Origin of the sequence: Gulosibacter sp. GYB002 (assembly GCF_036577665.1) — a bacterium.
GTDB classification, from domain to species: Bacteria; Actinomycetota; Actinomycetes; order Actinomycetales; family Microbacteriaceae; genus Gulosibacter; species Gulosibacter hominis.
The window spans coordinates 1-25,564 of record NZ_JARBDD010000016.1 but is presented as its reverse complement, the minus strand read 5'-3'; the positions used below and the strand labels follow the sequence as shown (position 1 = coordinate 25,564).

Genomic DNA, 25,564 nt, shown 5'->3' with positions numbered 1-25,564 from the left:
GGTTACGCGGACGGTCGTCCGGATGCGCGGCAGACTGCCTGGGTGTGCACTAGAGCTGTTCAGCCTCCCGCTCGTGCGGGAAGAGCCCCATCACCCGGTCATCGGTATACCCAAACCGGTTTGCGGTGATCGAAATCGCCTGCTCTCGCAGGAATGGCAACATCTCAATCCGTCCCGCAAGCGTGACATCGTCTGAGAACAGCGCAATATCGACAATGTTCTTTGTGGCCCGGCACACCGCCGATCGCGATCCGCCCACGAGTCGCATCCGCAGCGCATCCCGAAGCCCCTCCTGCCGCATCCGCTGTAAGAAAGCTTCGTCGTTCTCAATCCGCACCCGGGCGCCGCGACGCGCCAGTTCATCGGCCACCTGCTGCGGTAGCTCGCGGCTGAGTGACAGCAGCACGGGGGCCCGCGATACGGTCACCGCCACCAGCACCTGCGCGAGTTCGGTAAATGAGGAGTCGTCGGCTGCACGAATCAGGCACTCTGTCGGTCGGTAGCGGAACAGATTGCGTTCAACCCCGAGGTTGGCGCGGTCGACCACCTCACCAAACTCTTCGTTCCAGGCGATCTGGCAGCTCACCGCGGTGGTGCGCACCCGCTCGAAAGCATCAAAGTCAAGCGAGGCCTGCATCGCCTCGATCAGCCGCTGGCTGGCGTCTTCGAGACCGCGCAGATGGAGCGTGTGTGACTGCTCACCAGGCTCGGCGCGCCAGCGTCCCAGGTGCACGAGCGAGTTGGGGCCTCCCGATTTCATCTTGGTGCCGATCATTGAGCGTCCCCAGCCACCGGTGGGATGCCGCTGCACACGGCCGTCGATCATTTCGCGGTTAATGTAGAGGTTTCCGGCCCGCACCAGCTGCACCCACTCGGCAATCTCGGCGCGGTCGAGCGCAAATAGCCCGGCACTCAGCCCATAGTCGATGCGGTTCTGAATTTCAGTGGCCGTGGCCAGCGAATCGGCGGTAATGAGGTTGATCACCGGCACCGGTGCATCCTGCAGAGCCGATGGCGAATCAGGCTGCACACCGGCCCGGATACCGGGGGTCCACAGTCTGCCGGCATCGTCGAGGGCGCGCGGCTCGAGCAGCCAGCGCTCCCCCTCGGCCAGTTCGGTCAGCGCCTCCACCTGTTTCAACGAGGCGCGGCTCACGAGTGGGCCGACATGCACGGCGGGGTCTGACGGATAGCCGATGCGCACTGCCGCGATCGCGTCGGCAAGCTGGGCGGTGAATCGTGCCGAACGCGCCACCGCACCCACGAGAATCGCGTTCGAGGGCCGGGCCGCGCGCTGCCCGAGTGATGCCACCACCGAGCGCGCAATATCAATCGCAGCCAGATCATAGTCGGCCGTGGGCGTCACGATCACCGACGATTTGCCGCCAGACATCCCCACCAGCGGCAGATCGGCCCGCCATTCGAGGAATCTGCGCGCGGTTTCATAGGTGCCCTGCATGAGCACTCGTTCGACACGTCGGTCGGTGATGAGCTGTTCACCCAGCTGTTCGTCGGTGAGCAGCCGTTCATCGCATGATGCGACGTGCAGCAGCTGTTCGTCCACGCCCGCGGCCCACAGCACTCGCACAATAATTGCCGCGGTGCGCGGGGTGCGCGGTGATGGCTTAAGCACTACCGCACTGCCGGCCGCGAGCGCCTCAACAATTCCGTTGCAGGTTGACGCCACTGGCGGAATCCAGCCGGGCACCACGAGTGATACTCGCACCGGCTCGAATCGGGCTCCCTGCATCCGGTCGAGCTGGCGGGCCTGGTGGGCGGCGTGGTTGGTGAGGTCGATCGCATCGCTGACATCGCGATCGGCTTCGGCGAAGGTGAAACCGGTTTCGCTGATGACCACTTCGATGAGGCGGGCACGGTTGGCTTCGAGGGCGCGGGCGATGGTGTCAAGGCGAGCGGCGCGTTCCCAACCACTGGTTGTCGACCAGTGTTCGGATGCCCGGTGTGCTTCGTCGAGGATCGTGCCGATCGCTTCGGTCGACTCGACCATATCCGCGGCCGCTTCGGTGACACCGAGTTCGCTGTGAGCGACGCGGCGGATGATGCGTCCGGCCCATTCGCGCACCGATGCCTGGGTGTGGTCTGAGACGGGCTCGTTGCGGAAGGTGTTGCGCAGCGGTCGACCACGGCGCAGCCCGAGCACCACTTCGGTGAGGTCGGGTTGGGCGCCGGTATCTGCCGGGTTGACGATGGTGGTTTCGTTGCTGTCGGTTGCGCGGTCGCCAGTTGTGGCGCCGGTCAGCTCGGTGCCGGGCTCGTCAGTGGCGTCGGTGTGCGTCTGGGTGCGGTTGCTTGCTGCCGGTCGATTGTGGATGCGGCCGAGCACCGTGGTTGCGTTCGCATCGCCGTCGATGGTGATGGGTCGGGCTGCCACGAACGATTCCGACCAGTCGGGGCGCGGGGCTTCGGGTTCGTCGCTGAACAGCCCGGGCGGGAACATATCGAAGGGTATTGAGGCGGTGACGTTGGGGGCATCCTCGGGGTTCACCCGCTGCTGCACGTGCGTGCGCCCCACCGGCAGTTCATCGGCAAGGTCAATCGCGGCGAGCAGTCGCTGCGCGGCCGGTGACAGATCATCGTCGACACTCGCCTCGGTGTCGGCTCGCTGCAGTTCGCGTTCGGCGAGTAGCGAGCGCAGATAGCGGGTGCCGGCGCGCAGACCGCTTTCGGGTAGCAGCCCCAGCCGCACTCGGATGGCCGCGCCCGCGTCACGCAGCTGCTCAATTAGATGCCGGGGTGTTCCCTCCGGGACGAGCACCGAAACGGCCGCGAGCGCCCCACGTTTGCGGGCGAGCTGCAGCGCCAGCGCGGCATCAAACCGGCTGTTGATCCCCACTTCGAGTTCGAGGGTGCCGTGGTGTTCGGGCGAGAGCACTTCGTCAATCAGGCGCACCGCGTTGGCGTCGACCTCTTCGGGTTTGGTGTAGCACAGCGGCGGCATTGAGCGCAGTTTCGCTTCGGCCAGCTCGGTGCGCACACCGGGGCGGCGGGTAACGGCTACGCGAATGGCCGAGCCACCGTCTTCGCGCCGCAGATGTGCCCATCCCGCGAGTCGTCGTAATAGCGGCGCCGATTCGGGATAGTCGGCCGGGATTTCAATTCCGGCCCGCGCATGTTCGAGCCCGTTCACGTCGAGAGCGCGCATGAACGTTTCAACCGCGAGCTCGAGCCGGCTGGCACTGGTCACCCGCAATTGCACATAGGTTGGGGTGTTGCCTTCGGCTGCGGCGAGCAGAATGGCGGCGAGGCGGATGGCGGCGCGGTCGGCGTTCCCGTCGAAATCCCAATCGTTGTCGAGATAGTCGAGGTTGTCGACCGCCATTTCGAGTTCGACCAGGTCGTCATGGCCGGCGAGTTCGAGCAGCCGTTCTTGCAGGGCATTGAAGCCGTTTTCACCGAGTACGGGCTCGCAAAGTGGCCGCACGCGCGCCGCGTAGCCGTCTCGGTGCACCGCGTCGATGCGCTCGGTGAGGTTGCCGGCGCGCACGAGGTCGGCGTCGAACAGCCGATGCGTCGCCCGTTTTGCCAGCGGCACGGCGATAAAGGGCGCGCCGGCGCCGGTAAACGTGCCGAGTTTGAGCAGCCGTCGGGATGTGCCGGTCACCGATTCGGGGATGCGGCCGTTCAGGTCTCCGAGACCGTTGCCGGCGGTCACTCGGTCGTCGGGGCGGATGACATCATCAACAAGCTTTCGCAGGAAGGTAGCTCCGGCGGGGTCGCGCAGCAGCCGGTCGAGTTCGGAACGGTCGTCGAGCTGACTATCGCTTGGCTGTGCACCCGCTTCGGTGTCGCCGTATCGCTGGCGGTCATCCGCATCCCATTGCCGCAATAGCGCCAGTGTTTCGGGGATGACGTCATTCACCGTTACCGAAAAGCGGCTCGCCTGATCTTCGGCTGCTTCAGCGGCTGCCGCAACCGCCGGTGACTGCGGTGGCTTTGGTAGCTGTGGCAGCGCGGCCGATTCGGGTTGTGACGCACGAATCTCGCCGACATCGATTGGTTCGGCGAGATTCGTGTCTGCTTCTGGGTCTTGACTGCGGCGCGCGAGCACACCGCGAACGAGGTCGGCGCGTTCTTGACGCAGCGCCGACTCGTTACGGTTTTCGTCGCGCCCCGACTCCTCGGGGGCGCGGTCACCCTGCGGGTTGTGCATGTTTGCAGCCTAGCGATGCAAACACGCGCTGGCCGGGTGCCGCGCCCGTTGTGGACCACGATTTATTGTGTGAGCGCTACTGCTTGTTTCCGGGCAGGATCAGGCCGTTCCAGGTTTCGTTGATGTAGTCGGCCATTTCGGGTGACAGCAGCAGCTCGTGCAGCTCATCGAAGCTCTTGTGCTTCTTCGAGCGGAAAGCATCAGAGAATTCAACGAACTCGATCTGAATGCCAGCCTCTTCGGCGAGATTTTTTCACGAACTGGAGCATTTCGCCGGCGGGCACCGCGAGCGCACCCACGCGCAGCGGGGTGTCGAGCGAAACATCTTCGGGTGCTTGGGCGGCTCCTGCACAGGCCGAAAGAGCGAGCGCGGTGGCCGCAGCGACACCGGCGGCCAGGATTCGACGAATCGTTTTTTGCATTGATAGTTCCTTTTCGGTGGGGTTGTCCGGTTGCGTGAGCAACGGGACGGGATGGAGAGCTTGCGGGGTTTCGCTACACTTCGCGGCTGAATAGCGTGCGGTGTTTGGGCCGTTCGCGCCCGTAGCGCTTCGCAATAAAGGTGAGTGCGGTCTGGATGAGTTGCACAAATACGAACAGGATGATGATCACGGCCACCATGTGTATGGGCGAATAGCGCTCGTGGCCGTAGGAGATTGTGACTTGGCCGAGTCCACCACCGCCCACGGTGCCGACCATCGCCGAAAAGTTGATGGTTGAGGTGAGCGTGGTCGCGACGCCGAGAATGATCGCCGGAGTTGCTTCGGGCAGGATGACTCGGCGGACGGTGAGCCACCTCGAGGCACCGAGCGGCCAACGTTGACGATGAAACTCAGCACCGTGTTGACCGTGGCCCCGAGTCAGCGCTGACCGAAGGGTTTGGCCAAAAAGCCGCCGCGCTCGGTTGCCACCAGGATGATGCCCAGCGGTAAGCCGACTAGCAGCGTGATGAGCATCACGGTGAGGTTGAGTTCGGTGCTGAGCCGTTGAATGAGGTCGAGGATGCTGCGCGTGGTTTCTGGGTCGAGCGCGCTGGTTGCCTCGTCGCTCAGCAGCACGCTGGGGTTGCTGGCGAGGGCGCGAGCTCCACGAGGTCGAGCACCTCGAGCACGCGGCCGCGGCGCAGCAGCGTCGATTTACCGGCGCCCGATTGGCCAACGACACCGAAGATGCTGCCGCGGGCAACGTGCAGCGACACATCCTGCAGCGCGTGGACGGCGCGCTCGCCGCTGCCGTATGAACGGCTCACGCTTTCGATGGTGATCACAGGTTTCCTCCAGGTTCAGGTCACCTGATTCTGATCACCTTGATTCTTTTGTCGAAATCTCGTGACGCTAGGTTACGACGAACCAAAGCTGTCAGTTCGTGAAAACTTTACTGGTCAGAGTCGATATCACTGTCGTTTCGCGCCTCGTCAACCGCCGGCACGTCTTCGTCGCGCACCTGCTGCGAGGCGGCATATCGCCCGCTTGCCTGCAGTTCGCGCAGGGTACTGAGATCAATGGCCATCGTCTCGGGGAGTGGCTCCCCTACGAGCAGCCACTCGAGCCCGTCGAGCAGCGAACCCACTGAGCGCTGTTTGGCGACGACATCGATGCGCAGGCCGAGCGCCCGGGCATCTTTTGCGGTGCGAGGGCCCACGGCCCCCAGCATGATGTCTTCGGGGATGTGGTCAAACTGTTTCACCAGCTGTTCGGCAACCGAGCCGCTGGTGACCAGCACCGCGCGGATCCGCGAGTGCCGGATGTCGTATTGGATCGAGTCGGCCGCCGGAACTCCCACTGAGCGGTAGGCGACCACTGAGTCGACGTGGTGTCCACGGCGACGCATCCCGTTGGTGAGTGTCGGTTTTGAATGCTCTGAGCGCAACCACAGCGCCCGCACCCGCTCGGGTGCCTGCCGCTGGGCCTGCGGCCACTCCACCAACAGACCCTTGGCCGAGTCGTCATAGACGGGGATAAAGTCGGCGTTGTAACCGGCGCTCGCCAGCGCCTGCGCGGTGGTTTCACCAGCAGCAGCGATCTTGGTGGTGGCCGGGACGCGCACATTCATCGAGTGCATCACATCGATGGCGGTCTGGCTGGTCACCACGAGCCACTCATAGTCGCCGCGTTCGAGTTTGGCGAGCGCCTCGTGCAGCTGTGGGGCATCCTGCGGCGAGGGGCTCGCAAAATTGATGAGCGGCGCGACGATGGGGAATGCCCCGCGAGCGCGCACCGCTTCAGCAGCGTTACTTCCGAAAGTTCCGCCGCGGGGCACGAGAATTTTCATGCCCCGCAGTGGCTGCTCTGGGTCGCGAGTAATGAAGCGTCGAGACGTTGACCCCACCATGCCTAGTGGAGCACCTCATAGATCTCTGCGGGGCTCACCAGCCGGCCCAACGTCAGCGAAGTCACCGAACCAATTTCCACATCGTCTCCGAACGGTTGGCCAAGGTCGCCCAAAAGTGCCACCGGCTCATCCGCTTCAGCCACCACGAAAAATCCCATTTCACCAATACCGAGCTCACTGTGCAGCGACACGACCGCGTCACCGCGCAGCAGCGTGGCATCGTCTTCGAGGCCGAGTTCGGGGTCGGCAGCATCGAGTTCGGCCTGATCGAAATCGGCCGCATCGGCGGTAACTAATTCACCGTCAACGAGTTCATCAAGATCATCGTCGGCAAACGCGAGCTCGTCAGGGTCGGGCTCGGTGACTTCGAGCAGGTTCAGCCAGCGGCGTGGCTCGGGCTCGAGCTCGGTGAGCTCAACCATGGCGTACGGGTCAAAAATGTCGAGCTCCGCAAACATCTCGGTGCGCAGCAGCTGCCGCTGTGCCCACTGCAGATCGGTCATTGAGCTGCCGCGCAACCACACGAGCAATACCTCGTGACCGTTAAACCCGGTGAGGTCGTAGCAGCCGCGCATCTCAACGCCCTCGTCTCGCAGCTCGGCAAGCACACCATCGAGCTGTTCAATGGCGCGCACTGCCTGCTCACCGGCACTCCCGGTGCGCTGCAACTCTCCGTTGCTCGCCAGGGTGCAGATGAGTGAATACGAAACCTCAGGCACCGCCGAAGCGGTGTCTGAGGTTGCAATCTGGTCTGCCACAGTCGCCTCGCTTAGCGCCCGCGTCGCGGCAGCATGAAAGCACCAGCGATGATGCCGCCGATGATGGCAACCGTACCCGCGAGCACTCCCACCGTTAGGGCAGGGTTGTCGTTCCAGAGACGCTGTGCCTGGGTCTTGCGGTCGGCGGCCCAGTCACCGAGCCGGCTCGGTACGTCGAACTTGTATTCGAGCGCGTCGAGAGTTTCGGCCAGTTCGCGACGGGTCTGAGCGATATCGCTACGCACCTGGGCAGCACTGCGCTTGACAGGCTGTTCGGGGGTGGTGTTTTCGTTACTCATATTTGCCGAGTCCTTTCAGCGCATTGAGGTCTTGACGCACCGAGTCGAGTGTCTCGGTGGGGACGACACCGTTCATCTTTTTGAACATTGTGATGGCCACGATGGTCGCGATCACCATAATCACCAGCAGTGCGCCGGCCACGATGAGGGCCGACAGCCACGGCGCAAACACAGTGTTCAGGCCGAGAATTGCCGCGGTGATGAGCACAGCCCACAGCGTGACGGCAAAAAACGCCACCACCGCAAACAGACCAGCGCCGGTGCCACCCTTGATGGCTTTTGACTTCATCTCGAGCTTGACCTGCTCGAGCTCCGACTTCACCAGGTTGGTCACCAGACCCGGCACCGAGCCGACGAGCCGGCTGGTTTTTTGCTTTGATTTGGGGTTGAACTTGCCGATGCGCATCGGTTCTTCAACATTGGGGAAGGGGCCGCTGGCTTCGGCAGCCGGGGTCTTGTCGTAATCGCTCATCCGAGTGTCCTTTCTACGCCCTGCTCGGCGATCGGCACAATAAAGCTGCTAGGCGGGGTTTGAAACCGTGCCCTCAGGGACAGTATCGCGCTCGGCAGCCTCGGCGTCGGCCTTGCGCTGCGCTTCGCGGCGCGAGGCACCAGTAGCCGCTCGGGTGAGCGCCGAAGCACCCTTTCCAAGCAACCCAAATGCTTGCTCTACCACCGAGGGCACGTAGCGGTCGACCAACTGCTGCACTCGTTCGGCCTGCCGCTGCACGGGCTTGGAGTTCCACAGTTTGCCGGCCTGACGAGCAATCTGGTCATAGCGCTCACGTCCGGCACGTGCGCCCAGCACATAGCCGGTGGCGAGACCGGCGAACAGCGCGATTTTGGATGCGGTTTTCATTGGGTCTCCTTCAGGCGGGGTCATGGCCACCGGTCGGCAGCGTCAATTAAAACGTGCCGACCGGCTTGACCACACCAGGTTACCGGCTGAATACAACGGAATGCTGACTACCAAATTTCGACGCGCTGCTCAGGCGCCAGCCACATCTTGTCGCCGGGCTGCACATCAAACGCCTCATAGAACGGCGCGAGGTTCGAAACAATCTGGTTGCAACGGAACTCCGCCGGCGAGTGCGGGTCGACCGCCAGCATCATCTTCGTCATTTCGGGACGCTTCTTATCGCGCCATGCCTGCGCCCACGAGTAGAAGAACCGCTGCGCGGCGGTGAGTCCGTCAATAATCTCGGGTTCGGCACCGTCAAGGTGACGCAAATATGCCTTCCAAGCGATACCGAGACCACCCAGGTCGCCAATGTTCTCACCGATAGTCAACTCACCGTTCACGCATTCACCGTCCGCCCCCTCGGGTGAGAGCCCGTTGTACTGGTCGATCAGCGAGGCGGTGTGCTTTTCAAACGCTTCCCGGTCGGCGTCGGTCCACCAGTCGATCAGGCGACCATCGCCGTCATATTTCGAGCCCTGGTCATCAAAACCGTGCCCGATCTCGTGACCGATAACCGCACCGATCGCACCGAAGTTGGCGGCCGCATCCCGATCCGGGCTGAAAAATGGCAGCTGCAAAATAGCGGCCGGGAAAACAATCTCGTTCTGATGCGGCAGATAGTAGGCGTTCACCGTCTGCGGGGTCATTAGCCACAGGTCGCGGTCGACGGGTTTACCAACCTTCGCCCACTCCCAATCGGCTTCAAAGCGCGCGGATGCACGAACGTTCGCGATCAGATCGGTGGCACTGATCTGCAGCGCCGAATAGTCGCGCCACTTCACCGGGTAGCCGATCTTGGGCGTGAATTTCGACAGCTTTTCGAGCGCCCGCTCACGAGTTTCGGCGCTCATCCAGCTCAGCTGCGAAATCGAGTCTCGGTAGGCGCCGAGTAGATCGGCAACCAGCGCATCCATTTGTGCCTTGGCTTCGGGCTTGAAATGCCGCGCCACATATTCGCGGGCAATCGCCTCGCCGAGCATCGACTCAGCATGCCCCACACCGCGCCGCCAGCGCTCGCGCTGCTGAGGCGCGCCAGTGAGCGTGGTGCCAAAAAATGCAAAGTTGGCGGCCGAAATCTCGGGCGACAGCACCGCCGCATACGCCAGCACGATGCGCCAGAGCAGCCAGTCGCGCCAGTGCTCAAGCTGCTCGTCGACCAGCAGCTCGGCAAGGCCATCAGCAAAGCTCGGCTCGTTAAGCGAGAAGCGCGCGAACGCCTCAGCCGGCACCTCGAGCGCCGCAAACCAACGCGCGAACCCTTCCCCAGCGAACTTGCCGCGCAGCTCGTCGAATGTGGTCGGGTTGTAGGTGAGGTCGGCCTCGCGCGAGCGCACCACATCCCAGTGGTGGCGGGCAATGGCTGTTTCAAGCTCAAACACGCGCTCGGCACGTTCGGCAGCGCCCGGCACCGACACCAGCTCAAACATCCGCTCGATATGAGCGCGGTAGGCCTCGCGAATCTCGGCATACTGCTCTTCGCGATAGTAGGCCTCGTCGGGAAGCCCCAGGCCGGCCTGTTCGATGTACAGCAGGTTGGTGTCGGGGTCGGCCACATCGCCGATCACATACAGTCCAAAAAACCCGCCCACACCGTCACGCTCGTGACGGCCGATGAGTTCCATCAACTCGGGCAAATTGTCGACCGCCATCACCTGCCGCAGATCAGGCATGATCGGGTCGGCACCCAGCTGCGCGAGCCGATCTTCATCCATGAAGGCCGCGTACGCATCCGCCAATTTGCGCTGTTCACTACCGGCTTCAGCGCTGGCAGAATCATCCAAAATTTCGCGCACGGCCGCCTCTGCCTCATCGCGCAGGATGTAGAACGAGCCGTACGACGACTTATCAGCCGGAATCTCAGTTTCGGCAATCCACTTGCCGTTGACGTGGCGGAAGAGGTCGTCCTGTGGACGCACCCGATCGTCGAGCTGTTCAAGTTCAATACCGCTGGCTTGCGTGCTGTTGTCAGTCATGCTTGGCATCCTACGCAGCCACAGCTGCGAGGCAGCCCTACCACGGTCGGCGCCAGAATCCGAGACAATAACCAGGTGACCACATCCGTCAATCGGCGCATCCTCGCCCTCGCTATCCCGTCGCTCGGCGCGCTCATCGCCCAGCCGCTCATGGTTCTGGCCGACACCGCCATGGTTGGGCACCTGGGCGAACAGCTGCTGGCCGGGCTCGCGGTGGGGTCAAGCATCATCACCACCGTCACCGGGCTGATGGTGTTTCTCGCCTACACCACCACTCCGCGGGTGGCTCGACTGCTGGGTGCCGGCGACCGCCCCGGCGCGATCCGCGCGGGCATCGACGGTATTTGGCTCGGACTCGGATGCGGTGTGGTGCTACTGCTGGCAACACTCGCAATCGGGCCGCTAATTGTGCCGGTGTTCACCGACGATGCGCTTGCCCAGCAGGCGGCCACCCAGTATTTGACGATCTCAGCGTGGGGGCTACCGGGGATGCTCACCGTGATTGCCGCCACCGGGCTGCTGCGCGGGCTCCAGGATGCGCGCAGCCCGCTCATCATCGCCAGTGTCGGCGCCGCGATCAATGTGGTGCTCAACTATTTGCTGATTTATCCCGCGAGCCTCGGCATCGCCGGATCGGCGCTCGGCACCGTGCTGGCCGAAACGCTGATGGCGGTGGCCTATGTGGTGATCGCGGTGCGCGCATCCCGCAAGCACGGAGTATCGCTGCGCCCCGGTATTGGCGACGCGCGCCAGGCCCTCACCGACTCGTCACTCATGATTGCCCGCACCGCAACTATGCGCGTTGCCATGTTGCTGCTGGTGCTGCTCGGCGGCACTGTCGGGGTGTCAGAACTGGCCGCCCTGCAGGTGCTCGTAACGGTGTTTAATCTGCTCGCGTTCACTCTCGATGCCCTGGCAATTGCCGCGCAGGCGATGATCGGCCACGATCTCGGCGCTGGCGATACCGGTTCGGTGCGCGGCCTTGTGGGGGTGCTCGTGCACTGGGGGCTGTGGCTCGGATGTGCGCTGGCCGTCATCGTTGCCGCACTCGCGCCGGTGCTCGGCCGGGTGTTCACCTCGGATGAGTCGGTGCTGCAGCTGCTGCCGGCCGGTTTCTGGGCGCTCGCGCTTGCGCTACCGGTGAGCGCGCTCGTGTTCGTGCTCGATGGCGTGCTGATCGGCGCCAGCGATATTGCCTACCTGGCGCTCGTCGGGGTGGTGAATCTCGCGGTGTTTGCCGGATGCGCGGCGGTGGTGTGGTTGCTGCAACCAAGCGGCACAACCGGTGTGATCGCGCTGTGGGCCGCATACGGCGGCGGTTTTATGATCTCGCGCGCGGTGACGCTCAGCCTGCGAGTGCGAACGCAGCGCTGGCTTGGCGGCGCGGCCAATCAGGCCAACTAGAACAGCGTCGGTGCGCCTACCTGCTCGCCTTTCATGGCGTCATAGTCGAGCACCAGGCAGCGAATCCCCCGGTCTTCGGCGAGCGTGCGCGCCTGCGGCTTAATTTCCTGCGCCGCAAACACCCCCGTCACCGGCGCCAGCAGCGGGTCGCGGTTCATCAGCTCGAGATAGCGGGTGAGCTGCTCCACACCGTCGATCTCACCGCGACGTTTAATTTCGATGGCGATCGACCTGCCCTCCGCATCCCGAGCGAGAATATCCACCGGCCCGATGGCGGTCATATATTCGCGCCGCACCAGGGAGGCACCCTCTTCTACCCGCTCAATCTGTGCGGCAAGCAGCTCCTGCAGATGCGCTTCCACGCCGTCTTTCATGAGGCCGGGATCTTCGCCGAGCTCGTAGGTATTGTCGTCGAGGAACTCAAAAATATTCACCCGCAGCGCATCACCCGATTTGCGGTGCGTCACCTGCCAACACTCGATAACTCCCGCCTCGCTTTGCTGTTCATCGGGCTCGAGCGGCTCAAACACCGCCGGCGGCGACATCCAGTTGAGCGGCTTATACGAACCGCCATCTGAGTGCACCAGCAGCGAGCCGTCGGCCTTATGTATCAACAGGCGGGTGGCTTCTGGCAGATGGGCGGTGAGCCGACCTGTGTAGTCGACCGTGCAGCGGGCAATAACAAGGCGCATCCCGACAGGCTAGTCGAATTGATTTCGTGTGTGGGATGCACCGCGTAGGCTGCCAGGGATGCGGTTTTTCTTTGATGCGCGGTATATCCGCACCGATTTTCACGACGGGATCAGCCGATATACGGCCGGTCTCGGCAGCGCCGTACAGCGATTGGCGCCCGATGAGGTGACCTTCCTGGTCCACGATGAACGTCAGCTTGCGCACCTGCCCGAAGGTGCCCACTGGCTGCTTTTTCAGTCAAATGAATCGCCGCTTGAACCAATCGCCGCGCTCCGGCTCAACAAATACCGACCCGATGTGCTGTTTTCACCGCTGCAAACAATCGGCACCGCCGGACGCAACTACGCCGCGATCCTCACGCTGCACGACCTCATCTACTACCGGCACCGCAAACCCCCAACCAACCTCAATCCGCTACTTCGGCTGGGCTGGCGGCTTTATCACCTCACCTACTGGCCGCAGCGCTGGGCGCTCAACGGCGCCGACCTGGTGGCCACCGTGTCGCACACCTCGCGTCGCGAAATTCTCGAACACCGCCTCACCCGCAATGAGGTCGTGGTCATTCCCAATGCCCCGCAAGACCTCGCCGCGCTGCTACCAGAGAAAGCCGCAAGCGCCTCACCAAGCGCGACACTGCGCGGCCGCAACCTCGTCTACATGGGCTCATTCATGCCCTACAAAAACGTCGAAACGCTCATTCACGGTATGGCGCAGCTGCCGCAGCATCGCCTACACCTGCTCAGTCGTATCCGCGACGATCGCCGCCGCGAACTCGAGGCGCTCATCCCCCAGGGCGCCCAGGTGACCTTCCACAACGGTGTCTCCGACGCCGAATATGCGCGGCTGCTTGCCGACGATGCCATCCTCGTCACCGGTTCGCTGGATGAAGGCTACGGGCTACCGATCGCCGAGGCGCTCGAGCTCGGCACTCCCGCAGTAGTGAGCGAACTCGAAATCTTCCACGAAGTTGCCGGCCCCGGCGCCAAGTACTTCTCACCCACCGACCCCGATGCGTTCGCCGCCCGGGTGCGCGAGCTCTCGCATCCCGATAACTACGCGGCCACATCCACCGCCGGACGCGAACATATGCGCCAGTACACCTGGGAACACTCTGCCCGGCGGCTGCTGCGTGAGGCCCGCGAGCTTCACGCCAGCCGCAGCCGTTAGCGAATCCCGCGTCAAGCCCCGCTACCCTGGCAGAGTGACCGACTTCCGTAACGACTACGACGATTCAGCCGACCTCGACGCGAACGAGGTCGCACCCGACGCTCCTCTACTCGAGGAAGTCGACCGGCAGGCGCAATTACGCGAGGCCGCTCGCGAAGCCGAGGGCAACTACGCGCATCCCGCAACCGACGCCGCCGAAACGGCGGCCGCGGCTCGCGAAGCAACCGGTGGCGCATCCCGAGGACGATCAGGCGACGGGGATGCGGCCGGCAACTTTTCACCCGCCTCAATCACCGTCATACAGCCCGAAGCGACCGAAACCGAAGCCGACTCTTCCCAGCCCCTATTCCGCCCGGTCACCCCGGTGGATTTTGCCCGCGGCACCGGCGCCGGCCCCTACACCGCCGTGCTCTGGGACCTCGACGGCACCATCTCCGACTCGGCCGCCGGCATCGTCGACGCGATGCGCAAAACCTTCGACACGTTCCGGATGCCGATCCCCAGCGATGCAACGCTGCTGAGCTACGTGGGCCCGCCGATCATCGACTCGTTCAAACGCGAACACCTCGACGACGCCATCGAGGTGCAGCACGCGCTGCAAACCTACCGCGAAATTCACGATGAGATCGGCCTCGACGGCACCCCACCGTTTGCCGGCATTCCCGAGATCATTCGCGCGCTGCACGCATCCGGAATGCCGCAATCAACCGCCACCAGCAAACCTGAATCGGCGGCCCGGCGAGTGCTGCACCACTACAACCTGCTCAATGAATTCGAGACGATCACCGGCGCCAGCGAAGACGAGTCGCGCTCCAAAAAAGAAGATGTCGTGGCTGAGGCGCTACGACGACTGGATGCGCTGGGCATCGACCTGTCGAATGTGCTCATGATCGGCGACCGCTACTACGACGTGCAGGGATCGGCCCAACACGGAGTGCCCTGCGTGTACGTCACATGGGGATACGGCCGCACCGGCGAAGATGAGGGCGCGGTCGCGGTGGTGAACACCGCCGCGCAGCTCGCCGAAATTCTCGGTGTGCAGCTATGACGGGGCGCAACCGAGGGCCGCGGCTACTGGGATGCGCCGCAGGGCTGCTATCGGTCACACTGCTGAGCGGATGCTCGGCAGCCGGCGACCTCGGCACGCCCGCAGATCGCCCACAATCAACCGCCGATGCCTACCCCAAACTCGCCGATCAGGTAGAGAATGCCGAGAAACAACCCGGTGATGCCGGAAACGAGCAGGCCGAGATGGCCGCCACCGCGCTCGAAGTGCTCGACAGCATCCCGGTTGCCGACCGCACCGAGTGGGATGGCCCATTCGACCGCGCGGCACACTTCGGTGATGGCTGGGCAGACCTCGATGGCGACGGCTGCAACACCCGCAACGAAACCCTCGAGTCGCAGCTCGAGCAGGTGCACCTACTGCGCGATAACTGCCGCGTCGATACGGGCGTGCTCGAAGATCCCTACACCGGTGAAACGGTCAGCTTCCAGCGCGGCCAGGGTACGAGCGAGCGGGTGCAGATCGACCACGTCGTCGCGGTGTATAACGCCTGGCGCACCGGTGCACAGGATCTGAGCTACGAGCAGCGGGTGGCGTTCGCCAACGATCCGCTCAATCTGCAGGCAACCCAAGACTGGGTGAATGACGAAAAAATGTCATCGGATGCATCCCAGTGGCTGCCGCCGGACGAGTCGTATCACTGCACGTATATATCGCGGCAGATCGCGGTGAAAGCCACCTATCAGCTGTGGGTCACCGAGGCCGAGGATGCGGCGATGCGAGAGGTGTTGGCCGGCTGCCTGTAGCAGCGGGCAGGCTTAAGGCTTCTTGTAGTCGGGCGCGGCCTGGGCGCCGACAAACTCTTCGTAGGTACGCGCACCCGACTCGTGGTAGGCCGCGGCCACATCTTTACCGACGTAGCGGAAGTGCCACGGCTCGTACTCGTAACCCACCACATCCTGGGTGCCGTTTTCGTAACGCAAAATGAACCCGTACTTCCACGAGTTTTCTTTGAGCCACTTGCCGGCTTTGGTCTTGCCAAAGCAACCCTCGAGGATGCAATCGGTGCTGGTCTCAAAAATATCCACTGCCAGGCCGGTCTGATGCTCGCTGAATCCAGGCTTGGCGCTGGTTGCATCCGCGGCTTCCTGCCCGAGCTGCTCAACATATTCGGTGTAGAGCTCGGTCTGCAGTTCGTAGCTGCGGTAGCCGCTCGCGAAGTTGAGGTGATAGCCGGCCTTACCGGCCGCATCGTAGAGCTCGCGCGAAGCATCGGCGGCTTCGCGGCGCATCGAGTGGTCGTTCACTGAGGGGACGCCCACGCTCGAAAGCTTGACAAGATTCTTGGGAACGAAGTCTTTTGGCAGCGGTCGCTGCTTGTTGACGAGCGTGGTGATGCTATTTGGATCGTCGATGTCGATCTGCAGCCCCTGGGCAGACCCGTTCGGCTGGGCGCGCGTTGATGTTGGTGCGCTGATTGGCGTTGGTGTTGCAGTGGGTGTGGTCGTGCCGCTTGGCACCGCAACCACAATCGCGTCGTGCTGCCCCGAAACGCCAGCCAGCGCGACACCGGTGCCGCCGACTGCCGCGCAGGCCACGACGACCGCGATCACCAACCCGATGCCCTGCTTACGCCGAGCACGCTTACGCTCACTCACGGCCACGGCAATCTCATGTGCACTGTGCGAGTGAGTCGCTTCGTCAGCCGTCTCGAGTTTTTCGAAATCTGCCACCAAGCATCCCCTCACCGAAAATCATCGCCCGGTTGCCGCACACCGCGCGGATACTAGCCAGTCTGCCACCGGCGTCGCGTCGATGTAAGCACCACGGCGTAAGTCCCTCAGTAAATCGACCTCAAGTATCACCCGAAACGGCCGGCGGATACCATCGCACGAGCTCAGTGCGTGCCCGCACTCGGGTGCCGTGGCGCAGAGCCACGATCTCACCGTGACCGGCAGCAAACACGCGGCCCGATTGCCGAGCCAGACGATCATCCGCGAGCGCTGATTCGAGCTCGCGCACGCGCTTGCGCAGCTCCGACACCTCGCGTCGCAGCTGCACCACCCGCGAAATCCCTTCCAGGCCAATGCCAGCTGCAGACAGCTCGCCAATTTCACGCAACCGGTTCACATCGGCGGTTGAGTAGCGCCGCACCCGGCCCGCGGTGCGCGCGGGCACCACGAGACCGAGGCGATCGTACTGCCGGAGAGTTTGTGGATGCATCCCCGCCAGTTCGGCGGCGACGGCGATCGGGAACACCGGGTCGTCTTCGCCGAATTGTTTGTCGGTTATTTTCACCATGCCCATCACCTCGCCGATGCCGAGCGAAGCAGATCCTCGCGCGGGTTCTCAGCGGGCGAGGCGGCGATGAACGTATCCAGTGCCTTTTGCTGTTCTTCACTCAGGCGGTTCGGCACCGCAATCTGTAGCTCAACGAGCAGGTCACCGGTGTGTTTCTTGGTTGCGACACCGCGGCCCTTGACCCGCAGTACGCGGCCACCACTCGAGTTGGCCGGCACGCGCACCTTCACCGGGCTGCCCGAAAGCGTCGGCACTTCAACGGTGGCGCCGTTAACGGCCTCGGCGAAGGTTACCGGCAGTTTGATGCGCAGATTGTCACCGTCGCGTTCAAACACCGGATGCGAGCGCACGGAAATTTCGAGGATGATGTCGCCCGCTTCGCCGCCGGTGGGGCTCGGTGCGCCCTTACCGCGCAGCCGAATCTTCTGCCCGTCCTTCACTCCAGCGGGAATATTTACGGTGAAGCTGCGGCCGTCACCGGTTGTGAGGTCGATCTTCCCGCCGAGCACCGCGGTGGTGAAGTCGAGCGTGGTTTGCGCGCGCTGGTCCTGGCCACGCTGCGGGGCCGCACGGCCCCCGAAACCGGCGGGACCGTATCCGCCCGCGCCCCCGAATAGGCCGCCAAGCAGGTCTTCGTAGCCGGGGCCGGCGCCACCGGCTCGGGTCGAGTACGACCAGCTGCCGCCGGGGCTTCCGGCGCCCTGATTGAACAGGCCCCCGAAAAGATCTTCAAAACCACCCGCTGCGCCCGGACCACCCGCCGAGAAGCGGGCACCGGATCCCATCGCGCGAATCTGGTCGTACTCTTTGCGTTTCTGCTGGTCAGAAAGCACATCGTAGGCCTCAGAGATTTCCTTGAATTTCTCTTCGGCGGCCTTATCGCCAGGGTTCGAGTCGGGGTGGTACTTGCGCGCCAGCTTGCGGTAGACCTTCTTCAGCTCTGCAGCCGAAACATCGCTGCTCACGCCGAGCGTTTTGTAGAAGTCTTTTTCAAACCAGTCTTGGCTCGCCATAGTTCGTCACCCACTTTCGCTGTGTTTGTTGGTTGAGTTTGTGGGCGCACAGCGTGCGTGAGTTTCGCACGCTGTGCGCTGAGGTGTGTTGATTAGGATGCCGGCACGAACACGGCCACCTTGGCCGGCCGCAGCTCGATCTCACCAATGCGGTAGCCGAGTTCCACCACATCGGCGATCGTCTCTACCTCAACCTCGGGGTTGGGCAGCTGCGCGATCGCTTCGTGGATTGTCGGGTCGAAGGTTTCGCCGGTGGCGCCGTATGCCTCCACGCCCATCCGTTCGATAATGCCGAGCAGCTTGTCGGCGATGACGCGCATTGCCGAGCCATCTTCAAGGTCGCCGGCCTGCTTGGCGCGGCCAAGGTCGTCGACCACGGGCAGCAGCTGCTTCACGAGTGAAGCGGTGGCGTGACTGCGCAATTCGGCTTTTTCACGCTCGGTGCGGCGGCGGTAGTTGGCATATTCGGCGGTCACGCGGCGCAGATCTTCGAGGTGTTCCGACTCGGTTTCGGCAGCCTCGGCCGGTTCGTCACCGTCGGTTGCCGGCGGTGCCATCGCCTCGTTGAGCAGATCGCGCAGATCGTCATCGCTGATGGTGGGCAGATCGTCGGCGTTATCCGCTGCGGGTGCCTCAGCGTCCGATGCGTCCGCGCTGGCGGCGCTGGGTTCTTCGGTCACGCCGTCACGGCCGGCGGCCGATGCATCCGCTGCACCGGCCGCCGCCATGTCGTCGCGAACCTCGTCACCCTCGGGTTGGTTGCGGTTCTCGTCGGTCATGGCGTTTTCTTCTCCGTTTACTTGCTCTGCTCGTCTTCGTCGTCAACAACCTCGGCGTCGACGATGTCCTCGTCGTCGGCCGGGGCGGCACCGTCGGTGGGAGTCTGCGGCGCGGCCTCTTCCTGGCTGGCAGCATAGATGGCCTGACCGAGCTGCTGCTGCGACTCGTTGAGCTTGTCGAGCGCGGCCTTCACCGCGTCGTCGTCGTCGCCAGCGAGGGCGGTCTTGAGCGCGTCGACATCCTCCTGCACCGAGTTCTTCACGTCGGCGGGCAGCTTGTCTTCGTTCTCGTTAATGACCTTTTCAACCTGGTAAGCGGTCGACTCGGCGACGTTACGCTGCTCGGCAGCCTCGCGACGCTTCTTGTCTTCGGCCTCGTGCTCGGCAGCCTCGCGGACCATGCGATCGATGTCTTCCTGCGGCAGCTTCGAGCCACCCGAAATGGTCATCGACTGCTCCTTGCCCGTGCCCTTGTCGGTGGCCGACACGTGGACGATACCGTTGGCGTCGATGTCGAAGGTGACCTCGATCTGCGGGATACCGCGCGGGGCCGGGGCTATACCGGTCAGCTCGAAGGTGCCGAGGGCCTTGTTGTCGCGAGTGAACTCACGCTCACCCTGGAACACCTGGATCTGCACCGAAGGCTGGTTGTCTTCAGCGGTGGTGAAGGTCTCCGAGCGCTTGGTGGGGATCGCGGTGTTGCGGTCGATGAGCTTGGTCATGATGCCGCCCTTGGTCTCAATACCGAGGCTCAGCGGGGTGACGTCAATGAGCAGCACATCCTTGCGCTCGCCCTTCAGCACTGCGGCCTGCAGAGCGGCACCGACTGCCACAACCTCATCGGGGTTTACACCCTTGTTGGGCTCGCGACCACCGGTGAGCTCCTTCACGAGGTCGGTGACGGCGGGCATACGGGTCGAACCACCAACGAGCACGACGTGGTTAATGTCGCTGACGCTGACGCCGGCTTCACGAATGACGTCGTTGAACGGCTTCTTGGTGCGCTCGAGCAGATCGGCGGTAAGTTCCTGGAACTTCGCACGGCTCAGGGTCGTGTCGAGGTTTGCGGGGCCCTCGTTGGTGAGCGAGAGGTAGGGCAGCTGGATGCTGCTGCTGGTCGAGCTCGACAGCTCCTTCTTGGCCTGCTCAGCGGCTTCTTTCAGACGCTGCAGAGCGATCTTGTCGTTTGAAACGTCAACACCGGTCTGGCTCTTGAACTCGCCGACGAGGTAGTCAACGACACGCTGGTCCCAGTCGTCACCACCGAGGCGGTTGTCACCTGCAGTGGCGCGCACCTGGATGGTCGAGAAGTCGTCGTCCTTACCAACTTCGAGCAGCGAAACGTCGAAGGTACCGCCGCCGAGGTCGAACACCAGGATGAGCTCGTCTTCCTGACCCTTGTCGAGACCGTAGGCGAGCGCGGCGGCGGTGGGCTCGTTCACGATGCGCAGCACGTTGAGCCCGGCGATCTCACCGGCTTCCTTGGTGGCCTGACGTTCGGCGTCGTTGAAGTAGGCGGGAACGGTGATCACGGCGTCGGTGACGGTGTCACCGAGGTAGGTTTCAGCATCGCGCTTGAGCTTGCCGAGGATGCGGGCCGAAATCTCCTGCGGAGTGTACTTCTTCGAGTCGATTTCCTGGGTCCAGTCGGTGCCCATGTGGCGCTTCACCGATGCGATGGTGCGGTCGACGTTGGTGACCGCCTGGCGCTTGGCCGGCTCACCGACCAGCACCTCGCCATCCTTGGTGAAACCAACCACCGAGGGGGTGGTACGAGCGCCCTCGGCGTTGGCGATGACCTTCGGCTCGCCACCCTCGAGGACGGACACGACTGAGTTAGTGGTACCGAGGTCAATTCCAACGGCACGAGACATAGTTGGGCTCCTTTTGTTTTGAGGTTTGGGGTGAAAAGTTCTCGATCGGGGTTCGCGGCGGGCGCTTTCTTGAAGTGCTTTCTTTGAAGTACTTCTCTTGAAAACCCCAGGTCAAACCCTGAGTCGATCTGACTCAAGAATACACCTGAGCCAACCCGTGTCAAGTCTGTAAACCTGAGAGTTGAGTGTGAGCGGCTCAACTTTGAGGCGCTGGATGCGTCGCATCGCCGCCGCCGCTCCCCCAATCGCCGCCCGCATCGCGGCGAACGGCGGTGAGCGCAGTGCGGCGCATCGCGGTACAGACGAACACTGCCACCCGGGTACACCGCAACCACTCAGGTACACCGCAACCACTCGGGTACACCGTCATAGCGGTGTACCCGAGCATTTTCGGTGACTCTCAAACGCAACAGCACGGCAGTGGGCGGGATGCGGTGGGATGCGGCGGCGAGCGCAGCACTGCGCCAACTCAACCCGGTTCTGTGTGCCTTCGCGTCATCTGCATGTGGCACAACACACACAATTAACGCGAACCCACACAGAACACGGCTAGGTGGGTTGCACTGGGGTGGAGTGCGCGAAACGGGATGCGGCGGGCCAGCGGCGAGCGGCGGCGAGCGGCGAGTGCAGCGCGGCGAACCGCGAACCGCGAACGGCGAACGGCGAACGGCGAACGGCGAACGGCGAATGGCGAGATGCGGCGAGGCGAGATGCGGCGAGGCGAGGCCGGATGCGGCGAGCGCGGGATGCGGCGCAGCGAGCCCCGCCCCGCGGCCGCCACGAGCGCGGTACAGACGAACACTGCACTCAGGTACACCGCAACCACTCAGGTACACCGTCATAGCGGTGTACCCGAGCATTTTCGGTGACTCTCAAACGCAACAGCACGGCAGTGGGCGGGATGCGGAGGGATGCGGCGGCGAGCGTCCACGCGACACCTGCGCGACGCACTATTCTGACGGGTGGCACATCGATGCAGTCGTGACGCACCGCATCCGCACCAACGCTGACGAGCCAACGCACGCCGCGTCCCACGCATCCCTAACGCCCCCCTGACCAGGCTCAATCATCCGCGCCAACACCCACCCACAGAATCGAGACAACCATGACGAACGAGCGGTTCGCGCGGCTCAAGCTGCTACTCGGTGACGAAGGCCTCGAAAAACTCCAGAACGCCACGGTCATGGTCGTCGGCCTCGGCGGTGTCGGCTCCTCCTGCGCCGAAGCCCTCGCGCGCGGTGGCGTCGGCACGCTCATCCTGCTCGACCGCGACACCATCGAACCCAGCAACATCAACCGGCAGGCGATCGCCTTCGTGTCGACAGTCGGCCGGGTCAAAGCCGAAGTCATGGCCGGCATGGTCGCCGATATCAACCCCGACTGCACCATCCACGCCAAGCAGGTTTATCTCAACCGCGACAATCTCGCATCCGAATTCGCCCAGTTCCCGCGCCCCGACTACGTGATCGACTGCATCGACGTCGTCACCAGCAAAATCGAAATTGCGCAGTGGTGCGCCGAAAACCGCGTGCACCTCCTCTCGTCCATGGGCGGCGGCAACAAGCTCGACCCGAGCTACCTCAGCTTCGCGAAAATCCACAAAACCAAACTCTGCCCGCTCGCCAAAGCGATCCGACAGGTGTGCATCCGCCGCCGCATCCGCGGACTCGAGGTGCTGTATTCATCCGAAGTGCCGGTCAATATTGCCGACAAGGGCAGCGGCACCAAAGCCGAAACGCTCGGCACCATGAGCTATATGCCGCCGATTATGGGGCAGATGCTCGCGGGCAAGGTGATCCGCCGCCTGGTTGGGCTTGAAGAAACTCCGCTCGCCCCGCGCATCGGCAACCCGGCCGACGAAAATCAGCCCCCAACAGAGTCGTGACAGCACTGCTCGACACCCACTACCACTACGATTTCGTGCCGCCGCCGGCACGCGGGCCGCTCGTGCAGCAACTAACGGATGCGGGCATCACGGTGGTCGCGCAAACGGTCACGCCGTCGGGTTTCGTGCAGCTTGTGACTGATGAGCGGCAGCGCCTGGGGATGCATCCCAGCACCCGGCAACCGAAGGCACCGCTTCTCTCGCTCGGTTTTCATCCCTGGTATATCGGCGACGATGCCGAGCATGAGCTCGCGGTTTTTCAGGATGCGCTCGCCCGCACCCGGTTTATTGGCGAGATCGGGCTCGATTTTGCGCCGCGGCGGCTCGCTGCGGCGCCGGCTGTAACACAGCTCGAAGTGTTGCGCCGGATACTGCGGGCGATACAGCAGGCGGTGTCGGACCTGCCGTTTATCCTGTCGATTCACGCGGTGCGCGCCGCCACTGAGGTGCTTGATTTATTGGCCAGGTGCCGGGTGGACACTGCCGCACTCGTGCCGGTTTTTCATCGCTTCGGCGGCACGAGCGACGAGCTAACGCGGCTGATGCGTGCGGGCGGATTTATTTCGGTGGGCACGCAAATGCTCGGCACTAAGCGTGGGCGCGCCTATGCCACGCAGGTGCCAGAGGGCCGGCTGCTGCTTGAGACCGACCTGCCCGCCGCATCCGGTACTGCAACCGACCCGGCGCAAGAAGTGATCGCATCCCTGCACGCGACCGTCAACGAACTCGCCCGGCTGCGGGGCGTGGATGCAGCGCAACTTACCGCACGGATCTCACAAACGAGCGCGCGCCTCTACGGTGCCGCGAACTAACCGAGTAGATCTTCTTCGTCGAGTTTTCCTGTCAATGCTCGCGCTTCGAGATGCTCGAGGTGGGCAATCTGCCACACCTCTTTGGCGGCAAATACATTGATAGCGATGATGGTGATGCCGAGGATGATGTCTGGCCAACCTGATCGGGTGAGTGCGGTGATGAATCCGATCAGGATGATGAGGATGTTTACGATGACGTCGTTGCGGGCCGACAAATAGGCGACGCGCGCCATTGAGCTTTGAGTTTTTCGGAAGGGCACCAGGATGAGCGCACAGGCCAGGTTGACGATGCCGGCGCCGCCCGCGGTGAGTGCGAGAAGGAGCGGATCTGGCGCGTCGGGGTTGATGACTTTGCGGATCGCTTCGCCGGCGGCGAATAGTGCTGGGATGCAGATGATGAATGCGAGCACTTTGCCGGTTACGGCGCGGGCGTGCAGCGACCATCCGAGGGCGAGGAAGATCAGGATGTTGATGGCGACATCTTCGAGCAGGTCGATGGAGTCGGCGAGCAGCGACACCGACCCGAGTTTGAGCGCCATGGTGAACTCGACGCCGAAGTAGGCAAGGTTGAGGCCCGCAACCCAGAGCACCGCGATACCGAACTTGCGCTTGAGTTCGGGCGAACTGTCCATACGCCAAGTATCACATTGGATGCGGTGGGCCCACTCGTATATTGAAAGTACCGCGCTAGTTGTCTTCTTCTTGTCCTGGGACGTGCACGAAGAAGCGTGACGAGATGGCGAGCAGTTCGCGCATGAGCTCGTACTGACCGCCGTGCATGTTCCAGATTTCGTCTTCGCCTGCCGCTTCGGGTCGCTCGTAGATCGAGTCGGTTGCGTTGACGTCGGCCAGCCAGCCGTTGTCGTAGTACGCCATGAGGGGTTTCATGGCCTCGTCGAAGGCTTCGATGGCTTTAAGCCCTTCGGCGGCTTTTTCGTATGCGGCGCGGGCCCTCACGAGATTTTTTTGCGCGATGTTGAGGCGCTCGAGGGCCGCCTGCTGTTCTGGCGTGTGTTCGGTGGGTGCAGTGTCGTTGTTCATGGTTTTACTGTGGCACGAGCTGTTTGACCTGCCGCTGGGAGTTTTCGCCCTGGCCTGTGGGATGAGTAGCTGGCTTGTGAGATGAAGAGCTGGCTTGTGAGTTGAAGAGCTGGTGCCGTTGCTAGTTGGCTGTTTGCGACGGTGCTGCGTGTTGTTCTTACTGATGAGACGGGTATGGCCCCGTTCCCAAGGGAGCGGGGCCATACCGTGTTCAGCTAGTGAACGTCGAGTAAGAGGCTCTCTTACTGTTCGCTCTTGCGGCGACGGGTCACGAGAGCCGCACCACCGGCGAGGAGTGCAGCAACAGCGGCCAGGAGGCCACCGGTTTCCGCACCGGTGCTGGGAAGGGCGGGCTTTTCGTCCTTCTTGTCTTCGGTCGGCTTGATGACCTCACCGGGCTGCTCGGTCTCACCAGGCTGCTCGGTCTCACCAGGCTGCTCGGTCTCACCGGGCTCCTCGGTCTCACCGGGCTCCTCGGTCTCACCGGGCTCCTCGGTCTCGCCGGAGGTTTCGATCACGTGAACCGTTGCGACCACGACCTCGCTCGAGCCATCGGGGTAGGTCACGAGCACTTCGTACACGTTGGTCGCAGGAGCAGCGTAGGTAGCCGACGACTTGATCTCACCGGTCTCCGGGTTGATCTCGACGCCGTCGATCTCACCGTCGTTCAGCGCGAAGGTGGTGCCTTCAGGCATGTCACGCTCTTCACCGGTCTCTTCATCGGTGAACTTCGGTGCGGCAACCTCAGCAACCTCACCCTCGGTGACAGTCACCTCGGTGTACACCGGCTGGTAGAGCTTGGCCTGCTCAGTTGCAACAACGTTCACAGTAGCCACAACCGTCTCCGACGAACCATCGGGGTAGGTCACGACCACTTCGTACACGTTGGTGGCAGGAGCAGCGTTGGTAGCCGACGACTTGATCTCACCGGTCTCCTCGTCGATCCAAACACCCTCGATGTCGTCGTCGTTCAGCGCGAAGGTGGTGCCTTCAGGCATGTCACGCTCTTCACCGGTCTCTTCATCGGTGAACTTCGGTGCGGCAACCTCAGCAACCTCACCCTCGGTGACAGTCACCTCGGTGTACACCGGCTGGT

At 63.1% G+C, this 25,564-nt stretch carries 28 protein-coding genes; 6 read left to right on the top strand and 22 right to left on the bottom strand.

Annotated features, from left to right (window positions below):
• Window positions 1-49: 49 nt before the first annotated feature.
• The 11 genes from PV375_RS09780 to PV375_RS09730 form a co-directional block, all read right to left on the bottom strand.
• Entirely contained in the window at window positions 50-4,171 is a 4,122-nt protein-coding gene (locus tag PV375_RS09780) for an aldehyde dehydrogenase family protein (protein WP_332107143.1), read from the bottom strand.
• A 209-nt stretch (window positions 4,172-4,380) separates the two neighbouring features.
• Entirely contained in the window at window positions 4,381-4,593 is a 213-nt protein-coding gene (locus tag PV375_RS09775) for a hypothetical protein (protein WP_332107142.1), read from the bottom strand.
• Window positions 4,594-4,666: 73 nt separating this feature from the next.
• Complete coding sequence (locus PV375_RS09770; protein WP_332107247.1) at window positions 4,667-4,921, bottom strand: hypothetical protein; 255 nt, start codon at window positions 4,919-4,921, stop codon at window positions 4,667-4,669.
• 110 nt (window positions 4,922-5,031) lie between these two features.
• A complete protein-coding gene (locus tag PV375_RS09765) occupies window positions 5,032-5,229 on the bottom strand; it encodes a hypothetical protein (RefSeq protein ID WP_332107249.1) in 198 nt (65 codons plus the stop codon).
• A complete protein-coding gene (locus PV375_RS09760) occupies window positions 5,220-5,438 on the bottom strand; it encodes an ATP-binding cassette domain-containing protein (protein ID WP_332107141.1) in 219 nt (72 codons plus the stop codon). The genes PV375_RS09765 and PV375_RS09760 overlap by 10 nt, the downstream gene beginning before the upstream one ends.
• Window positions 5,439-5,545: 107 nt before the next feature.
• Window positions 5,546-6,442, bottom strand: coding sequence for a uroporphyrinogen-III synthase (locus tag PV375_RS09755; RefSeq protein WP_332107140.1), 897 nt, complete (start codon window positions 6,440-6,442; stop codon window positions 5,546-5,548).
• A 62-nt stretch (window positions 6,443-6,504) separates the two neighbouring features.
• Entirely contained in the window at window positions 6,505-7,260 is a 756-nt protein-coding gene (locus PV375_RS09750; protein WP_201521871.1) for a hypothetical protein, read from the bottom strand.
• 11 nt (window positions 7,261-7,271) lie between these two features.
• Window positions 7,272-7,559: a DUF3618 domain-containing protein gene (locus tag PV375_RS09745; protein WP_201518316.1), complete on the bottom strand. Its 288-nt coding sequence runs from the start codon at window positions 7,557-7,559 to the stop codon at window positions 7,272-7,274.
• Entirely contained in the window at window positions 7,552-8,031 is a 480-nt protein-coding gene (locus PV375_RS09740) for a phage holin family protein (RefSeq protein WP_230972689.1), read from the bottom strand. The genes PV375_RS09745 and PV375_RS09740 overlap by 8 nt, the downstream gene beginning before the upstream one ends.
• A gap of 48 nt (window positions 8,032-8,079) precedes the next feature.
• Window positions 8,080-8,418: a YtxH domain-containing protein gene (locus PV375_RS09735; RefSeq protein WP_332107139.1), complete on the bottom strand. Its 339-nt coding sequence runs from the start codon at window positions 8,416-8,418 to the stop codon at window positions 8,080-8,082.
• Between the two features lie 107 nt (window positions 8,419-8,525).
• Window positions 8,526-10,493 carry a M13 family metallopeptidase gene (locus PV375_RS09730; protein ID WP_332107138.1) on the bottom strand — a complete coding sequence of 656 codons (1,968 nt, stop codon included), beginning with the start codon at window positions 10,491-10,493 and terminating at the stop codon, window positions 8,526-8,528.
• Window positions 10,494-10,568: 75 nt separating this feature from the next.
• On the opposite strand from PV375_RS09730, the gene PV375_RS09725 reads away from it, so the two are divergent.
• Window positions 10,569-11,897, top strand: a complete 1,329-nt coding sequence (locus PV375_RS09725; RefSeq protein ID WP_332107137.1) for an MATE family efflux transporter — start codon at window positions 10,569-10,571, stop codon at window positions 11,895-11,897.
• Here PV375_RS09725 and nucS read toward each other — a convergent pair.
• Window positions 11,894-12,589 carry an endonuclease NucS gene (gene nucS / locus PV375_RS09720; protein WP_332107136.1) on the bottom strand — a complete coding sequence of 232 codons (696 nt, stop codon included), beginning with the start codon at window positions 12,587-12,589 and terminating at the stop codon, window positions 11,894-11,896. The genes PV375_RS09725 and nucS overlap by 4 nt on opposite strands.
• A 58-nt stretch (window positions 12,590-12,647) precedes the next feature.
• Here nucS and PV375_RS09715 point away from each other — a divergent pair, with 58 nt between their 5' ends.
• The 3 genes from PV375_RS09715 to PV375_RS09705 are packed head-to-tail and all read left to right on the top strand — an operon-like array spanning window position 12,648 to window position 15,569.
• A complete protein-coding gene (locus tag PV375_RS09715) occupies window positions 12,648-13,757 on the top strand; it encodes a glycosyltransferase family 4 protein (RefSeq protein ID WP_332107135.1) in 1,110 nt (369 codons plus the stop codon).
• A gap of 34 nt (window positions 13,758-13,791) precedes the next feature.
• Window positions 13,792-14,805: an HAD hydrolase-like protein gene (locus PV375_RS09710; RefSeq protein WP_332107134.1), complete on the top strand. Its 1,014-nt coding sequence runs from the start codon at window positions 13,792-13,794 to the stop codon at window positions 14,803-14,805.
• Window positions 14,802-15,569 carry an HNH endonuclease family protein gene (locus tag PV375_RS09705; protein WP_332107133.1) on the top strand — a complete coding sequence of 256 codons (768 nt, stop codon included), beginning with the start codon at window positions 14,802-14,804 and terminating at the stop codon, window positions 15,567-15,569. The genes PV375_RS09710 and PV375_RS09705 overlap by 4 nt, the downstream gene beginning before the upstream one ends.
• A 12-nt stretch (window positions 15,570-15,581) precedes the next feature.
• On the opposite strand, the gene PV375_RS09700 is transcribed toward PV375_RS09705, so the two are convergent.
• The 7 genes from PV375_RS09700 to PV375_RS09670 all read right to left on the bottom strand — a co-directional run bounded on the left by PV375_RS09700 (window position 15,582) and on the right by PV375_RS09670 (window position 21,753).
• Entirely contained in the window at window positions 15,582-16,496 is a 915-nt protein-coding gene (locus PV375_RS09700; RefSeq protein ID WP_332107132.1) for a M15 family metallopeptidase, read from the bottom strand.
• A 121-nt stretch (window positions 16,497-16,617) separates the two neighbouring features.
• Entirely contained in the window at window positions 16,618-17,064 is a 447-nt protein-coding gene (locus PV375_RS09695; protein WP_201615088.1) for a heat shock protein transcriptional repressor HspR, read from the bottom strand.
• A gap of 5 nt (window positions 17,065-17,069) precedes the next feature.
• On the bottom strand, window positions 17,070-18,077 hold the full coding sequence (locus PV375_RS09690) for a DnaJ C-terminal domain-containing protein (RefSeq protein WP_332107131.1): 1,008 nt from the start codon (window positions 18,075-18,077) through the stop codon (window positions 17,070-17,072).
• Window positions 18,078-18,169: 92 nt separating this feature from the next.
• Window positions 18,170-18,856, bottom strand: coding sequence for a nucleotide exchange factor GrpE (locus PV375_RS09685; RefSeq protein WP_332107130.1), 687 nt, complete (start codon window positions 18,854-18,856; stop codon window positions 18,170-18,172).
• 17 nt (window positions 18,857-18,873) lie between these two features.
• Window positions 18,874-20,730 carry a molecular chaperone DnaK gene (gene dnaK, locus PV375_RS09680; RefSeq protein ID WP_332107129.1) on the bottom strand — a complete coding sequence of 619 codons (1,857 nt, stop codon included), beginning with the start codon at window positions 20,728-20,730 and terminating at the stop codon, window positions 18,874-18,876.
• 523 nt (window positions 20,731-21,253) lie between these two features.
• Window positions 21,254-21,556, bottom strand: coding sequence for a hypothetical protein (locus PV375_RS09675; protein WP_332107128.1), 303 nt, complete (start codon window positions 21,554-21,556; stop codon window positions 21,254-21,256).
• Window positions 21,538-21,753, bottom strand: a complete 216-nt coding sequence (locus tag PV375_RS09670) for a hypothetical protein (protein ID WP_332107127.1) — start codon at window positions 21,751-21,753, stop codon at window positions 21,538-21,540. Before PV375_RS09670 ends, PV375_RS09675 begins: the two co-directional genes overlap by 19 nt.
• Before the next feature lie 82 nt (window positions 21,754-21,835).
• Here PV375_RS09670 and PV375_RS09665 point away from each other — a divergent pair, with 82 nt between their 5' ends.
• Both PV375_RS09665 and PV375_RS09660 read left to right on the top strand, forming a co-directional pair.
• Window positions 21,836-22,615 carry a tRNA threonylcarbamoyladenosine dehydratase gene (locus PV375_RS09665; protein ID WP_332107126.1) on the top strand — a complete coding sequence of 260 codons (780 nt, stop codon included), beginning with the start codon at window positions 21,836-21,838 and terminating at the stop codon, window positions 22,613-22,615.
• On the top strand, window positions 22,612-23,427 hold the full coding sequence (locus PV375_RS09660; protein ID WP_332107125.1) for a TatD family hydrolase: 816 nt from the start codon (window positions 22,612-22,614) through the stop codon (window positions 23,425-23,427). Before PV375_RS09665 ends, PV375_RS09660 begins: the two co-directional genes overlap by 4 nt.
• Here the strand turns inward: PV375_RS09660 and PV375_RS09655 are convergent.
• From PV375_RS09655 to PV375_RS09645, 3 genes are all read right to left on the bottom strand, one after another.
• The gene (locus tag PV375_RS09655) at window positions 23,424-24,059 is read right to left on the bottom strand and encodes a cation transporter (RefSeq protein ID WP_332107124.1); all 636 of its coding nucleotides are present in this window, start codon (window positions 24,057-24,059) and stop codon (window positions 23,424-23,426) included. The two genes, PV375_RS09660 and PV375_RS09655, sit on opposite strands and share 4 nt — an antisense overlap.
• Window positions 24,060-24,114: 55 nt before the next feature.
• Window positions 24,115-24,468, bottom strand: a complete 354-nt coding sequence (locus PV375_RS09650; protein ID WP_332107123.1) for a DUF4298 domain-containing protein — start codon at window positions 24,466-24,468, stop codon at window positions 24,115-24,117.
• Between the two features lie 242 nt (window positions 24,469-24,710).
• Window positions 24,711-25,564 (bottom strand): Rib/alpha-like domain-containing protein (locus tag PV375_RS09645; RefSeq protein WP_332107122.1); only part of this gene is annotated, 854 nt, incomplete at its 5' end.

Coding starts and splice junctions, on each gene's coding strand:
- PV375_RS09780 (WP_332107143.1), bottom strand. CDS start 4,171: ATGCACAACCCGCAGGGTGACCGCGCCCCCGAGGAGTCGGGGCGCGAC.
- PV375_RS09775 (WP_332107142.1), bottom strand. CDS start 4,593: ATGCAAAAAACGATTCGTCGAATCCTGGCCGCCGGTGTCGCTGCGGCC.
- PV375_RS09755 (WP_332107140.1), bottom strand. CDS start 6,442: ATGAAAATTCTCGTGCCCCGCGGCGGAACTTTCGGAAGTAACGCTGCT.
- PV375_RS09745 (WP_201518316.1), bottom strand. CDS start 7,559: ATGAGTAACGAAAACACCACCCCCGAACAGCCTGTCAAGCGCAGTGCT.
- PV375_RS09740 (WP_230972689.1), bottom strand. CDS start 8,031: ATGAGCGATTACGACAAGACCCCGGCTGCCGAAGCCAGCGGCCCCTTC.
- PV375_RS09735 (WP_332107139.1), bottom strand. CDS start 8,418: ATGAAAACCGCATCCAAAATCGCGCTGTTCGCCGGTCTCGCCACCGGC.
- PV375_RS09730 (WP_332107138.1), bottom strand. CDS start 10,493: ATGACTGACAACAGCACGCAAGCCAGCGGTATTGAACTTGAACAGCTC.
- nucS (WP_332107136.1), bottom strand. CDS start 12,589: ATGCGCCTTGTTATTGCCCGCTGCACGGTCGACTACACAGGTCGGCTC.
- PV375_RS09715 (WP_332107135.1), top strand. CDS start 12,648: ATGCGGTTTTTCTTTGATGCGCGGTATATCCGCACCGATTTTCACGAC.
- PV375_RS09705 (WP_332107133.1), top strand. CDS start 14,802: ATGACGGGGCGCAACCGAGGGCCGCGGCTACTGGGATGCGCCGCAGGG.
- PV375_RS09695 (WP_201615088.1), bottom strand. CDS start 17,064: ATGGTGAAAATAACCGACAAACAATTCGGCGAAGACGACCCGGTGTTC.
- PV375_RS09690 (WP_332107131.1), bottom strand. CDS start 18,077: ATGGCGAGCCAAGACTGGTTTGAAAAAGACTTCTACAAAACGCTCGGC.
- PV375_RS09685 (WP_332107130.1), bottom strand. CDS start 18,856: ATGACCGACGAGAACCGCAACCAACCCGAGGGTGACGAGGTTCGCGAC.
- dnaK (WP_332107129.1), bottom strand. CDS start 20,730: ATGTCTCGTGCCGTTGGAATTGACCTCGGTACCACTAACTCAGTCGTG.
- PV375_RS09665 (WP_332107126.1), top strand. CDS start 21,836: ATGACGAACGAGCGGTTCGCGCGGCTCAAGCTGCTACTCGGTGACGAA.
- PV375_RS09655 (WP_332107124.1), bottom strand. CDS start 24,059: ATGGACAGTTCGCCCGAACTCAAGCGCAAGTTCGGTATCGCGGTGCTC.
- PV375_RS09650 (WP_332107123.1), bottom strand. CDS start 24,468: ATGAACAACGACACTGCACCCACCGAACACACGCCAGAACAGCAGGCG.